Origin of the sequence: Bacteroides zhangwenhongii, from assembly GCF_009193325.2 — a bacterium.
Classification (GTDB): domain Bacteria; phylum Bacteroidota; class Bacteroidia; order Bacteroidales; family Bacteroidaceae; genus Bacteroides; species Bacteroides zhangwenhongii.
Genome location: NZ_CP059856.1, coordinates 885,428 through 900,051 on the forward strand (window position 1 = coordinate 885,428; position 14,624 = coordinate 900,051).

Consider the following 14,624-nt stretch of genomic DNA (forward strand, 5'->3'; position numbering starts at 1 on the left):
TTCTATATGAATGATTATACGATTCGTTACCACTTCCAGCCATCCGCCCAGCCCCATTTGTCGAACAGCCATGCTTCCAAGAAGAAAAGCGCAACGGGTAGCAGGTAGAGGAAAAATAACTGCGCTGTGCCAATACGTTTGGAGCGGCGGTAGTGGCTCATCAGTGCCGACACACGGGCTTTCCGGTATCGGACAAGGATGAATATGCAAAAAAACAAAAACATTGCGATAAAATAATCCAAACGTAAATGCGACCATACGCTGTTGCGCAGAAGAATGTCGCCGGGCAGAACCACCAACCACCACCAATACGCAAGTAGCAGCGTGAAGCCTGACATCCGTCCCCACTTCCTGCCCCAAACCTCTCCCTTGAAATACAGGTAGTCAAAAAGGTAATACCTATAATTCGTCCGGTCGACACGTTGTTTCACCCGTTCAAAATAGTTGTCGGTCTTTTCTATTCTTTTGCTCATATATTCGATAAATTATGTTCTCCAAAATGCAAAATAAAGCAGGGTGATACCCGGTACAATTCCAAAAAAGACAAGACCTGTCAAGAGAAAGACCCAATCCGAATAATGGAAATCAAGTTCTTCATAAGGAATGGCGGCTTTCTTTATATATCTGTGCCATACCCATATTAGAACTTTTCCAAATCTCTTTACTGTGACAAGGCTACTCATAATTGTTTTTTAGCTTTCAAGCTGGATAAGCAGAAAGTAACCACATACTATTATTAATATTCCAATTACCAAGCCGATACTCCAAAACAGCCAATCTATATCATATATCTTCATACATTTGTTTATTTTGGATTACCGATAATGGGATAGCGTGGAACACTGGTAGGCGTTATCACGCTTCGTTAACATCATATTTTATTCTCATACCAGTGTACCATATCAATAAACCATAATCACGAGGTCTTTTTGCTCTTCAATGGCTTCATCGAAAATAAAATTCAGGTCGTCCATTTCCTGCTCATAGTCATAATCTCCGAGACCGTTACCCTCTTTCAGCGAGGTGTATTCCGTCCGCTTGCTCTCCAAATCTGAAACGGGTATGCTGATGATATAGGGAAAATCACCGCTCAAAGGAATAGGGATGAATGTACTTTGACTATCCAGTTGCCAAAGGTTTTCCGCACGGTAGATTTGTGTCCCGTAATGGTTGCAAATCTTTTCATATATATACCCATACATGAAAGCAATTTCGGGATAACGGATTTCCCCGTTCACAATGTCTGCTAATACCGCATAAGCATCTTTATCCGTATTTAGACTGTCACTAAAATAATAGTTCAGACTATCAAGTTCCTGCTTTAACGCAATTTTCAGTTGGGTTATCAGCAAATTATCACAAGCCCCGTAAACGGATTTTACCTTATCGGCATCAGTCAAATAAGAATAAACCGAGTAACTCATATCTTGTCTTTATTTAATGTCGTTCCAATGTACCATATCGTATGGATAATAGGGCAATCCTTTCAGACAGCTATCATCCAGCCCCAAAACCTTAACCAATGCACCGCTTTCAAAGCTCCAATAGCCGTCATGTACAATACCATATTTATGGTCGTTATACCAATAATAATCGGAGTGTCCACGATACCACTCTTTTTTTAGATACTTCTCTAATCGTTTTATTGCCTGTGTCTTATCTGTTTTAGCCAAATCCGACACTTCTAATATTGCCCTATAAGGTATATTGTCAAAGACACAATCTGCCAATTTCTTCCGTTCGGGGAAGCGGTAATTTAGCAAAACATCATAAACACGGTCTTTGACTTCTTTCTTATCTATAAGCATAAGGAGTTCGTGGATAACATTATCATCATATTCCAGCATGATACCTATCGAAAGTAACCATAGCATTTTTAAATAGTCACCGTAGGGTGTCCAACTCCCGTGCATTGCTTTTATTGTTTGAAGATAATCTTGTTGAATACATTCTAATCCTATTCCCATAGAGTACTTTGTAACAATAGAATTAACCCTATAATCAACTAAGCGACCATAATAGATTGAAGCGTCAAACTCCACTTTATTATTAACAAATTGGCTAATTTCATTTTCTAAGCCACTTATTTTATTTGTATATTTCGCTAATTGCTTTAAATACTGTTCTTCCGTAAAAAGTTTATCTCTTAATTCCATATATGGTACACTGTTTTTGATGTTAATGGTTTGGAAAGGAACACCGTTCAGGGGTTATCTTTCCTTGTTACCAATGAATTTACTTTTGTATATAGCGTACTCTACTGTGTAAGTAGCCAGCTTCACGCCTAAGAACATACCTACAAGCAATATATATGCTACAAAGCAATATTGATTATACAAGAGGTCTTTTAAGAATACAGGTATCAATAAGGCTATGATTGTAGCGTTCTGAAACCACTTCTGTACTTTCAATAAGAGGTTAATATATAAATGGTTTCCTATGTAATTGAACCCCCATTTATAATTATGCCGTTTCAGGTAAGACAATGAAAACCAAAGTCCTACAAGTGAAGCAATAAGGGCTACTCGCCACCATGTTCCCATGTAAGGGAACATACCTTTTAAGAATGTCAGCAAAACAATACCTATTATGCTACATTCATATACTATTCTTACTTTTGTTACATCATTCATATATGTACGCTATTTGTTGGTAATGGGTTGTGAATAACTGACCGTTAGGGCAGTTCATTCACTTGTTATCGTTTGTTTACTTTTCTTTGCAAAGTATATTTCATTATATAAATTGCCACCGATTACAATATCTGGTCTTAGTTTCCGCAATTCTTTCAAAGCGGGAACCTTGAATGGAGAGCCACACCAAAAGACTCTTTCAAGAGATTTACTTTGTAGGATTGGTGAATAATCATTGTCTTTAACTTTGACTTGACTTAGACCTAAATATATAAGTTTGGGAAGTTCTTCAATTCCTCTAATTGTTTCTATTCTATTTACTTTTGTATAGCTAAGAGCTACTAAATTAGCCAATTTCGGGATGTTAAAATGTTCCTCTACTTGAGGTAAGCAATAAAGGGTTATGTTTTCAAGCATCTGCAAATTTCCAATATTTGATATATCTTGAAGAAATCGGCAATAATATAATGAAATTCGGCGTAAATTGCTTAAACAGGCAATTCCGAACAATGAAGTGAGCCTGCAAAAAGCAATCTCAAGGCATTCAATCTTTTCAGGATTGATAATCTTTGCGAAATCAACATCTTCTTTTTCATATCGAAGTGTCTTCAATTTCTTGTCATTTATCAGTTGTTCAAATACTTCCATTTTACATATTCTTAGATAAACGATAATGGTTTGGTGAGGAACAGCGTTTAGCTGTTATCTCGACCTTGTTATAAGCTAAATTTCTTTGTTATTAAATTCTTTATCATTTTAGCATCTGTGCTACTCAGCATATAAATGCCACATGGTTTACTAAGACCTTGCTGTATCTCTGCATCCGTTATCCCTAAGTTGAACATTATCCCTAAAGGAAGAAACCAAGAGTTAGGAACTTGCTCGTCCTCAATCTTTACCTTTGGAATATGGCTTTCTGCGTCATTTTCACAATTCAATACACATCCTCTATCTTCTTCTTGTAGATTTCCGGTAGCATCTAATTCGGCACAATAGAAACGCTTTTCTTGGCTACTCTCATAATAGCCATAAGCGTAACGATATTCCCATAAATCTATCGAGAAGTAATAGACACCACATTTTGCCGAAAGCCTTTTACCCAATGTTTCGTAAATATATCGTAAACATTTTCCTTCAACGATATAATATCCGTTAATGAATGATGAAATCAATATCTTATCAACCCTTGTTAAAAGGTCATTAAGATAATTGTCTGCATTTTCATAAGTAGTACAAAGTATTGGGTTGTTATCCCACTGCTCATTATCAGACAAAAGAGTTAGCCCCAATATGTCTGCAACATCTTTTTTAACGGATGCAGGTATTAGGAGCCAATCAGCACAGCTAAAATGTTCTTGTACTTGTTCGTTCATAATTTGGTGTACTATTGCTTATAATTTATTTATAACCGCACCTTATGGTGTCGTTCCTACACATCTATAACTGCACCTCACGAATTATCCAGTGTATCAAGAGGATTAGGGATTTTTGCTTTATGGGTACTTGACACATGAAGATAAATGGTTGTGGTCTTGATGTCGTTGTGTCCCAGCAATTCTTGTATTGTGTGCAGGTCTGTTCCCTGTTCCAGCAAGTGTGTGGCAAAGGAGTGGCGCAGCATGTGTACGTGTACACGGTGTTTGATGCCTGCACGATGTGCGGCTTCTTTCAGTACTTTCACCAATGCACTTGCCGAATATTGCTCTCCGGGTGTTTCGCCCTCAAACAGCCATTTTTGTGGACGATATTCCCGAAAGTAGTGCCGTAGTTCTTCCAGCAACTTGGGCGAAAGGAGCGAATAACGGCATTTCTTCCCCTTGCCCATAATGCGAACCGACATTGTTTCACTGTTGATGTCTTGCGGGGTGAGGTTAAGCAATTCGCTTCTTCTAAGTCCGGCAGAGTAAACCAACGAAATCATGCAGTGATGCTTGATGTTGGAAATTTGTGCAAGGATGCGCTTAATTTCATTCTTGCTCAACACTTCGGGCAGGCTCTTGTACTCTTTGGCACGGGTGATACCGCCGTAGTATTGTCGCTTGCCGCCTTTCACCTGCTCATAATAGAACTTGATAGCATTGATGCGCATATTCTGTTGCGACACCGAGATTTTCTTCTCGTTCACAAGATAGAGTATGTACTTGTTGATGTCCGGCACTTTCAGGCGGTCGATGTTCCGTCCCTTGTGATATTCCATGAAGTCGCTGAAATAGGCACGGTATGTTTTGACGGTCGAGGGGCTGTAACGCTTCTGTTCCAGCAGTTCGAGGTAGCCTTTGGGCAGTGTGTATTCCCTTTTAGGTTTGGGATGCCGCACGTAAACCCGGCTGTAATCAATATAGGCGTGGGGTGAATAGCGGTCATAGAAATCCGGCAGGCTGAAAGCGGCTGACGCTATGTATGCAGAGCCGTTGCCAGCCATTTCTATGCCCGTTTCTTGGGCGAGCAGCAGGGCGACAGCCTGACTGTTCGCATATTCTATCCGTATGTAGTCCGCACCGTCCCTTGCGTCTTTGTGCAGCACGATGCTTCCTCTTTGTTTCTGAACCTTATCCATGTCGCTGAATTTTGCTTCATGCTCCAAAGATAAAACAAAAACATCATATTTTGAACACTCGTTCAAAAATAATAGAAGTTAAAAAAACAAAACTCTATCAGGCTTTAAGCAGCGAATAGATATGGCGAAAGTTTTCTGCCAGTTCGTCCACGTTCAGACCGTTCAGAAATGCTTGTTCGTATGACAGTCCTAAAAACATTTGCCGGAACATGATAGCCGTTTTCTTTACGTCCGTGTCACTCCTGATTTCCCCGCTTTCTTTTGCTTTCTGTATGACTTTCTCCCATAGGTCATAGTCTTGTCGGTAGATTTTCTCAATTTTCTGCCTGATGCCCGGATAGTACATGCGCACTTGTGACAGAAAGTGAAAGTAGTAGAAGTTAGGACTACAATCATGCGGGCTGCTATTATCGCCAATCAGTTCAACAATCCTTTTCATGGAAGCGGCTACCCCCGCTACGTATTGCCCGATGAACTCCGCCAACGTAGCGGCGGGAGCGGCAAACTTGTTTTCCGGTTCGTGCATCTGCAACACGTATTTGTCCGCCACAGCCATAAATAAATCCAACTTGTGCGGAAAATAATAAACGATACCCGTTTTTGTCACCCCGCAGGCTTTGGCAAGCGTGATGATGCTTGCTTTCTCGTAGTTCATCCTGATAAATACGCCGAACGCTTTATCTATTACTTCTTCACGGTTAGTTATTATCATACACGTTTGTTTTTAATCGGTTACGAAGATACGGATTTTGTTTTAACCATTTGTACCCCAGTGCTTTTTTTAGTGCAAGGTGCAAGTATATATTTATATATATAGCTTGCACCTTGCACTAACCCCAAAATATTTATTATCAGATATTTGCGAGTTTCAAAAGAAAGCCGTATCTTTGAACCCGAAAGTTAGGCAGACAAACAGCGGTCAAAGTTGGACAAGCCCAACATCTGAAAATCGTTACTGTTTCGTTACCTATTTGAAATTTTGAAAGCGAAGTAGCTGAAATATAAGCGGTTAGAGTTGTAGGTTCAAAACCCTCTCTCTCCGCTGAAAAGCAGCAGGTTAGCTGCTTTTTTATTTTATAGGGAAGCGAATTTTCCCCCTAAGGAGAGGTGCTCGAGTGGTTGAAGAGGCACGCCTGGAAAGCGTGTATACCCCTAAAGGGTATCACGAGTTCGAATCTCGTTCTCTCCGCATGTTCATTATTTTTTTGATTACGAAAACGGCTGTCTTGATTTGTCAGGAGAGCCGTTTTTTTGTGTTGTATAGAGATACTGGGAAAATAAACCTGTCTTTGGCGGGGACTTTAGGTAAATAAATGTTTATCTTCGTATTTAATAGGTAGCAAACCTAAAAAAGATATTGAAGTATGAGACGAATTTTACTGGGACTATGTTTTCTATCTTTCCTCAATAGTGCGTCCGGACAAGAAATTCCCTTGCCGGAGAGTATGCCGCAGGCTCATCCGAGAGTGTTGACTACACCGGAAGGGAAGCAGGAAACGTGGAACTTGATTAAGACCGAAGAATGGGCAAAGGATGTTTTCGATAAGCTGAGAGAGCGTACGGAGAAATATACCGATCTGACGGCCACCCGGCCGGATTGGTTGTTGTCGCGTCTGGCTATGTATTGGAAATCCCATGCTACTGAGGTATATATAAAAGGTGAAACTTTCGACCATGCGGGCGGTGAGAAAGCTCCGTATCCTACCGTGCGCTATACGGGAACACGTGGAACTGCCGCTACTCACGGTCGTCCCCGACTGGCGGATATTGTGCCGTACGATGATGATGATAACGGGAATGTGACATTCTGTAATAATGCGCTTCCCGACCGTCCTATGGAGAGTGTGCATCCGTCTAAAACCGGACGTAACATCGAAAGTCTGAATTGTGAGATATTGGGAATAGCCCGTGATGCTGCTTTCCTCTATTGGATGACGGAGGAGGAGAAATTTGCAAAGTTGGCAGCCGGAGTGTTCGATACTTATATGACGGGTATTTATTACAGGAATGTTCCGGTTGATCTGAATCACGGTCATCAGCAGACACTGGTGGGGCTGACTTCCTTTGAAGTGATCCACGAAGATGCGTTGCATATCGCTGTCCCTCTATACGACTTCCTGTATGATTATCTGAAAGCAAACTACCCGCAGAAGATGGAAATCTACGCCGGAGCATTCAAGAAATGGGCGGACAATATCATAGCGAACGGAGTGCCGCATAATAACTGGGATTTGTTGCAGGCACGGTTTATCATGAATGTGGGGCTGGTGCTGGAAGACAACAAGGCGTATGCCGACGGGAAAGGACGGGAATATTACATAGACTATGTGATGAACCGTTCCGGCATTCGTCAATGGAGCTTGACGCGTCTTGCCGAATATGGTTTTGACTCTAAAACGGGTATCTGGGCGGAATGTCCGGGATATAGCAGTGTGGTGATTAATGATTATGCCAATTTCGTGAATCAGTTTGACAATAACCTGCAATATGATTTGGTGAAGGCGATGCCTGTATTGTCGAAAGCGGTAGCGACAACCCCTCAATATCTGTTTCCCAACCGTATGATTTGCGGTTTCGGAGATACGCATCCGGGGTATCTGAACACTAATTTCTTTGTCCGTATGATACAGAATGCACAGGCAAACGGGAAGAAGGAGCAGGAAGACTATTTCACTGCCTTGTTGAAATGCCTGAATCCCGGTGCCGGAAATGAGAAAGCGGAAAAGAAGAATGTGCGGGTGTCTGTCAATTCTTTTTTTGAAGATAAGCCACTGACGCTGAATCCGGAGGTGCAGGCGGGAAAGATAGAAGAATATGTCTCTCCTTTGTTCCATGCACCTAACGTCTCTTGGCTGGTGCAGCGAAATGGTATGGATCCGCGCAGCAGTCTGATGATTTCGCAGAATGGGAGTGAGGGCAACCACATGCACGCCAACGGCATTTCTATGGAACTTTACGGAAAAGGATATGTGCTGGGACCCGATGCGGGTATCGGTCTTTTCCTGTATAGCGGGTTGGATTATGCGGAATATTATTCTCAGTTTCCGAGTCATAATACGGTTTGCGTAGATGGAATATCGAGTTATCCGGTGATGAAAAGCAATCATTCTTTTGAGTTGCTCTCCTGTTTTCCGGCTTCGGCGGAACCGGGTGGGGAGTTTACCTCTGTCACATACAGCAACCTCTATTTCCGCGAACCGGAAAGCAGGGCGGATCAGACGCGTATGATGAGTATCGTCACCACCGCTCCGGAAACGGGGTATTATGTGGATGTGTTCCGCAGCCGGAAAGAAAAAGGAGGGGACAAAATGCATGATTATTTTTATCATAATCTCGGGCAGACGCTCACATTGACCGCTGCCGACGGAACGGATCTGAATCTGCAGCCTACGGAGGAACTGGCGTTTGCCGGTGCGCATCTTTATGCCTATTCTTATTTATATGATAAGAAAGTGGCGGCTACCGGCAAGGATGTGAAAGCGACCTTTACCATTGATATGAAAGATAAGGGAGGCGATGATATATCCATGAATCTCTGGATGAAGGGAGAGCCGGACCGTGAAGTCTTTACGGCTCTGTCGCCTATGACCGAAGGGTTGAGCCGTACACCCGGTATGCCTTATAATATAAAGGAGCAACCCACATTGACTTTTGTTGCCCGCCAGCATGGAGAGGCTTGGAACCGTCCTTTTGTCGCTGTTTATGAACCGAGTACACGGAAAGAACCGTCGGCCATTCAGGCTGTGTCCTACTTTGATGCGGAGGAGACTGCTCTGACGGATTTTGCCGGAATCTGCGTGAAAAGCAAGAATGGGCGTACAGATCATATCTTCTCGCTTTCCGACGCTACGCAGACGGCTACTTATCAAGGGATGAAAGTAAAAGCGGATTATGCGGTAATCAGTAACCGGTATGCGGGAGATAACCGTACGCTGTTTATGGGCAACGGAACGCAACTGATAGCACCGGGAGTCAGTATCCGTACTTCTGTTCCCGCCAATGTTCTGCTCGAACAGAAGCAAGGGAAATGGTATATCTTGTCTTCCGCTTCTTGCACGGTGGTGATCGGCGGCAAGAAGATGAAAGTGAAAGCTGCACCGAAGACAAAAAGATGTATATCCTGTCCATAGATTGATAATATTGTAATGTATTGGCAGACTGCTAAGGAAATATTGCAATAAAAAATAAAAAAAACGTAGGCAAACGTTGTGAATGCCATATTTTTTCTAATTTTGCGGCTTCTTGTCTGATTCGGAAGAAACGGACAAGAAGTCCTTATTTATATAGGGTGGATATTTAGTGGGAAATATTTAGTGGGAAAATAATTATGGTATATGCACTGAGAAATGGTCGCAGAGTGGTCGCTCTGTTGTCATTTCTGTTATTGTGTTGTGGGGTACATGTACACGCACAACGAGTGGCTGTGAAAACGAACACGTTGGGATGGCTGACTGCCAGCCCTAATGTCGAGGCCGAATTTGTTTTGGGTCGTCATATCTCTCTCAATATGGGAGTCGCTGCGAATCCGATCAGTACAGACAATTTTAAAACTACTTTCACACATTTTCAGCCGGAAGTACGTTATTGGTTAAACCGTCCGATGGTGAGCCATTTTCTAGGTGTCACCGCTTTTGCGAACAATTTTAATATGCTGGTTAAAGATGTGCATCACAAAGGCGATGCGCTGGCAGTCGGTTTGACGTACGGTTATGCTTGGGTGCTGAACGATCATTGGAATATTGAGGCGACGGCAGGTATCGGGGTGATGCACTACCGCCAGTTTAAGTACGACAAGGGTGCTCCGAAACCGGATGCGGCGAATGACAGTAAGACAACGCTGGCACCGGTGAAGCTGGGAGTGTCTTTTGTGTATATTATCCGGTAACGGAACGAACATTTATAGTTAGAAAAGAGAATGAAAATCAATTGTAAACGTGATAGATTAATCGGAATCCTCCTGGCAGCCATGCTGCTACTCGGTGCGGATGCGTACGCCCAACGTATGCGTGTGCAAGGACACGTCACCAACCAACAGGGAAAAAGCATTCCGAACGTGAATATTATAGATCCTGTAACGAATGAACGCATTGAAATCTCCGATGAGGACGGACGCTACAGTGTGCTGGCGGAACGGCACGGATCGTTGAAATATACCTGTGTCGGGTATGAAGACAAGACGGTCAAGGTGGGCGGAAAGCAGATTATCAACGTGGTGCTCAAAGATGCGGTCATTGAACTTGACGAGGTGACTGTGATTTCAAAAGTGAAGGATAAAGTGGTGCCCGAGCCTACGGACATTGAGATAAAAGGCAATTACTTCCATCTGAAAACCCGTGTGCCGGTGCCTAAGGAGATGTTCACTTCCAACCGCCGTCTGGTATTGCAACCTTCTATCTATGATGTGACACAGAAGAAGCGTTTGCTGTTACGTCCCGTGGTGTTCGACGGAGGTACATATAATACTACCCAGCGGCGTATGTATGATTATAATATCGAACAGGACCCGCTGCACGAATACATACAGGTGAAGACTACTTCCTCGCGGAACGGGGATATTATCGCCTATCATGATTCTATCTATATAGAGTATCTGCAACATGATTATCGTGCGGATGTGCATCTTGCGATGGAGAATTACCGTGCTATTATCTATCGGGATTCTTTCTCTATCGCACGCGGTACTGTCAATCCGTTGCGTTTCCTGGAATATAAATTCTCCGCTTTCAATCTGACGGATGAGAAATATCTCCCCAAACCTGTGATGCAATTGAGGGATACCAAAGGAGAAGTCAACTTGACTTTCGTTGTGGGAAAAGCTGATCTGGATGATAAGAATCCACAGAATCAGGTGGAACTGAATCGCTTGAATCAAGAGTTGCACGCTATCGAGATGAATCCGGAGGCTTCATTGAAAAGTTTCCATATTACGGGTGTCGCTTCGCCGGACGGTTCGTATGAATCGAATCTGCGACTGGCTAAGTTGCGTACGGACAAGGCGCTGGACCGTATCTTGTCGCAACTCGACCCGGAGACCCGCAAACTTCTGGAGGTGAAATCGGACGCGTCGGTCGCTTCGTGGAAAGAAGTGGCGGAGTTGCTGCGGAAAGATTCCAGACAGGATACGGCCGACGAGATCACGGAATTGATTAAGCGATACGGAGAAAAGAATTACCAGTTGAATCGCGCGCTGAAATCGAAACCTTTTTATAAGGAGGTTGCTGCTGTGTATCTGCCTAAGTTGAGAAAAGTGCAGTACACTTACGGATATTCTATTTTCCGTTCTTTGACGGATGAGGAAATTATGCAGCTCTATAAGAAAGATCCGAAGGAGCTGACACGTTTTGAATATTACCGGATGATTGCAACGGCTAAGACGCCGGATGAAAAAGAGAGGTATTGTAAAGAAGCTCTTGAATTGTACGATAACTTTACGTATGCGGCGAATGAGCTGGCTGTGTTGAATATTCAGAAAGATACGCCGGATTCCAAGATTCTTGAACCGTTCGTCAGCAAGTCAGCTCCGGTGGAATTGCTTTCCAATCAGGCGATTGCCCTGTTGCATGAAGGTAAATATACGAAGGCTGATTCTGTGTTGACACTGCTTCCTGAGGGAGTTGTTGCCGATGATTTGCAGGCGATCGTTCAGGCGATGGCAGGCTATTACGACGATGCGTTTGAGAAAGTGGCGGCTACCAGTCCTTTCAATGAAGTGATCATGTTGCTGGCGATGAAGAAGAATAAGGAAGCATGGGAGAAGGCTTCGCAGCTGAATACGGGCTCGGCTCGCGAGTATTATGTGAAGGCTATCGCTGCCAACCGTATGGAAAAGGTGGGTGAAGCACTTACGTATATTGAGAAAGCTCTGGAACTGGATCCTTCCTTGCTGGAGACCGCAAGAGTGGACGGCGACATTATCGACCTGTTGCCCGAAGAGCAGAAAATAAAGAATGATAATACAACGAAAGAGTAAATGATGGATATCCTCAGAATCAAAAATAAATATGCGGCAGTGGCATTGTTCTTGATGTTGTCTGTTGCTTTGCAGGCACAGGATTATGGTGCATTGAAATATATGTTGCAGAAAAGACCTGCCAATGAGAGGTTTGAAAGTAATAAATTCAATGAACACCTCTTTTTCTCTGCCGGGCTGGGACCTTACGGTTTGCTGACGAGCGGAGGACAGGATGGCATGGGAATGACAGCCAATGCTTTTATAGGCAAATGGTTCACTCCTGTTCACGGCGCGCGTCTGGGAGCGACTTTGGGCTATTTGCCGTCGGAAGTCTATAACAGTAAGATAAAAATGGTAGGAGGCAGCTTCGACTACCTGCTGAATATATCTTCTCTTACATTCGGATACAACGAACAGCGCAGGTTCGAACTTTTGGGTATAGCGGGAGTTGAAGCCGGCTATTCCAGAGCCAATGACAATTCGGCCGGTGATAATCCGGCTGTGAAGAATGGACATGAGTTCTATTATGGTGTCCGTATGGGATTGCAGGGGAATGTCCGTCTTTCACGGACACTCGATTTATTTGTCGAACCCCGAATCGGATGGTATAACGATGGATTGGGGCATACCGAAAGTTGGAGAAAATATAAGATGGGAGGATCGGTCTTGGTGGGTCTGACCTATATGCCTGCTGCGGCGATGGGCAGGAAGATTCATTTTGACAACTTCGATAACAGCTCATTCCTCAATCATATGTTTGTCTCGTTGTCCGGTGGAATCAGTACGCTGAAAATGCCGGGGATAAAGAATACACTCAAAGGATTCGGACCGCAGTTCTCTGCCGGAATCGGTAAATGGTTCAGTCCGTCGTCGGGAGTACGCTTGTCCGGAACCGTTGGCTACAGCGATACGCCTGCCGGTAGTGCGAGCAGCTATTTCAAGCATGTAGACCTGCATGCCGATTATTTGCTGAATATCAATAATATACTTTGGGGATATGACGAACAGAGGCTTTTCACTTTGATCGGTATAGCCGGTGTCAATCTGTCCGGGACAAAAGGAGTGGCGCAGACAGCCAAGTATGCACCGGGATTGGGTATCGGGCTTCAAGGAAGTTTCCGGTTGAACCGTTCCGTAGATTTGTTTGTGGAACCCCGCCTTAATGTTTATCAGAAGAGATATGCCGGTGGATGTGGTTTCGGTAGTACAGACCAGCTCGGAGAACTGAACTTCGGTGTGACGTATCACGCAATAGACCGTGCTGCCCGTCCTCAGAATGGATTCTCAAGCAATCATATTGCCGACAATCTATTCATGACGTCAGGTATCGGGGCACAGTTATTCCTGAATAAGACTAATCTGAAACATCTCGCTGCATGGGGACCGCAACTTTCCGCTTCTATCGGAAAATGGTTTACTCCGTATTCCGGTCTGCGACTGGTAGGGACGGGAGGTTTCTTCTCCAATTATTTGCTTCCGACAGATATGGAGGCGGAGAGACTCAGACATATCACCATAACCGGAGGATTGGATTATTTATGGAATATCACTTCTACTATGAGCGGATATGATCCGGAACGTATTTTTGAACTGATCGGTTCGGTAGGATTTAACCTGGCTTATACGTCGAACTCAGAGCATAAGTTCCAGCCGGGACTCAATGCGGGGGTACAGGGAGTATGGCACATCAATGATTTCTTCGGTTTGTATCTCGAACCGCAAATCCGTCTGTATCGTGATAAGTTTATCGAAGGAAATCTGGGTTTCATGCAGAAGGATGTGATGGTGGGGATCAATGCCGGTTTCCATTATCGTTTTGTTCCTTATTCCAAAGCGGCCAATCGCAGTGTGTTTGAGAAAGATGACAAACGGTATTTCATATCGGGAGCATTGGGCGTAAGCAGTCTGCTGGTTGCCAATCGGGATTTGGTAAAGAATATAGGTGTGGAAGCTAAGGGTAGTATCGGAAAATGGTATACTCCGCTTTCTGCATGGCGTGTGAACGGAACAATCATGTATAAGGCGAAAACACCGGATAAGTTGAATCTTCATTATGCGGGGTTAGGAATGGATTATATGATGAGTCTCGCTACTTTGGCGAAGGGATATAGCCGGGATCACGTGATAGATGTTGTTCCTTTTGTCGGAGTGACAGCCGGATTGGTACGTCGTAGAGGTGAATTTAAAGCTGTTCCGGGAATTGACGCCGGTGCGCAAGTCAAACTGAAACTGGGCTCTTCCCTCGACTTCTATGTGGAACCCAAAGTGGGCATTCGCACGGACACGTATGATGGTATGGATCAGGGAAGACCCGACCGCGTTGCTTCTATGGTGGGAGGATTGATTTACAAGTTTAAAATGCCTACCTTTAAATAAAGTTAGCATTCTACTTACAAAAATACAGCTGTATATTCGATAAAAACAAATTCAAGAGTGAAAGTTTTGTCGCTCTTTACTTGATTTTGTCTGCTAACTGTTATCT

The 14,624-nt window shown here is 43.6% G+C and carries 13 protein-coding genes and 1 tRNA gene; 5 read left to right on the forward strand and 9 right to left on the reverse strand.

The window, feature by feature from the left end; translation table 11 throughout:
* Positions 1-26: 26 nt before the first annotated feature.
* The 9 genes from GD630_RS03580 to GD630_RS03615 all read right to left on the reverse strand — a co-directional run bounded on the left by GD630_RS03580 (position 27) and on the right by GD630_RS03615 (position 5,902).
* Positions 27-473, reverse strand: a complete 447-nt coding sequence (locus GD630_RS03580) for a hypothetical protein (protein ID WP_143868214.1) — start codon at positions 471-473, stop codon at positions 27-29.
* 12 nt (positions 474-485) lie between these two features.
* Entirely contained in the window at positions 486-683 is a 198-nt protein-coding gene (locus tag GD630_RS21295) for a hypothetical protein (RefSeq protein ID WP_032585707.1), read from the reverse strand.
* A 219-nt stretch (positions 684-902) separates the two neighbouring features.
* Positions 903-1,424: a DUF7691 family protein gene (locus GD630_RS03585; protein WP_143868215.1), complete on the reverse strand. Its 522-nt coding sequence runs from the start codon at positions 1,422-1,424 to the stop codon at positions 903-905.
* 9 nt (positions 1,425-1,433) lie between these two features.
* Positions 1,434-2,156, reverse strand: a complete 723-nt coding sequence (locus GD630_RS03590; protein ID WP_115472984.1) for a PoNe immunity protein domain-containing protein — start codon at positions 2,154-2,156, stop codon at positions 1,434-1,436.
* A 54-nt stretch (positions 2,157-2,210) separates the two neighbouring features.
* Complete coding sequence (locus GD630_RS03595; protein WP_143868216.1) at positions 2,211-2,633, reverse strand: hypothetical protein; 423 nt, start codon at positions 2,631-2,633, stop codon at positions 2,211-2,213.
* Between the two features lie 54 nt (positions 2,634-2,687).
* The gene (locus GD630_RS03600; RefSeq protein WP_143868217.1) at positions 2,688-3,281 is read right to left on the reverse strand and encodes a leucine-rich repeat domain-containing protein; all 594 of its coding nucleotides are present in this window, start codon (positions 3,279-3,281) and stop codon (positions 2,688-2,690) included.
* A 68-nt stretch (positions 3,282-3,349) separates the two neighbouring features.
* The gene (locus tag GD630_RS03605) at positions 3,350-4,006 is read right to left on the reverse strand and encodes a hypothetical protein (RefSeq protein ID WP_143868218.1); all 657 of its coding nucleotides are present in this window, start codon (positions 4,004-4,006) and stop codon (positions 3,350-3,352) included.
* A gap of 77 nt (positions 4,007-4,083) precedes the next feature.
* Positions 4,084-5,190: a tyrosine-type recombinase/integrase gene (locus GD630_RS03610; RefSeq protein ID WP_143868220.1), complete on the reverse strand. Its 1,107-nt coding sequence runs from the start codon at positions 5,188-5,190 to the stop codon at positions 4,084-4,086.
* A gap of 97 nt (positions 5,191-5,287) precedes the next feature.
* Positions 5,288-5,902 (reverse strand): TetR/AcrR family transcriptional regulator, encoded by a 615-nt coding sequence (locus GD630_RS03615; RefSeq protein ID WP_143868221.1) that lies wholly within the window; start codon positions 5,900-5,902, stop codon positions 5,288-5,290.
* Positions 5,903-6,291: 389 nt separating this feature from the next.
* On the opposite strand from GD630_RS03615, the gene GD630_RS03620 reads away from it, so the two are divergent.
* From GD630_RS03620 to GD630_RS03640, 5 genes are all read left to right on the forward strand, one after another.
* Positions 6,292-6,379: transfer RNA gene (locus tag GD630_RS03620), tRNA-Ser, on the forward strand.
* 175 nt (positions 6,380-6,554) lie between these two features.
* Complete coding sequence (locus tag GD630_RS03625) at positions 6,555-9,320, forward strand: heparinase II/III domain-containing protein (protein WP_143868222.1); 2,766 nt, start codon at positions 6,555-6,557, stop codon at positions 9,318-9,320.
* Positions 9,321-9,517: 197 nt separating this feature from the next.
* Positions 9,518-10,075: a DUF3575 domain-containing protein gene (locus GD630_RS03630; protein WP_007759007.1), complete on the forward strand. Its 558-nt coding sequence runs from the start codon at positions 9,518-9,520 to the stop codon at positions 10,073-10,075.
* Positions 10,076-10,105: 30 nt separating this feature from the next.
* Entirely contained in the window at positions 10,106-12,160 is a 2,055-nt protein-coding gene (locus GD630_RS03635) for a tetratricopeptide repeat protein (protein ID WP_143868223.1), read from the forward strand.
* Positions 12,161-12,163: 3 nt separating this feature from the next.
* Complete coding sequence (locus GD630_RS03640; protein ID WP_143868265.1) at positions 12,164-14,518, forward strand: hypothetical protein; 2,355 nt, start codon at positions 12,164-12,166, stop codon at positions 14,516-14,518.
* Positions 14,519-14,624: the final 106 nt, after the last annotated feature.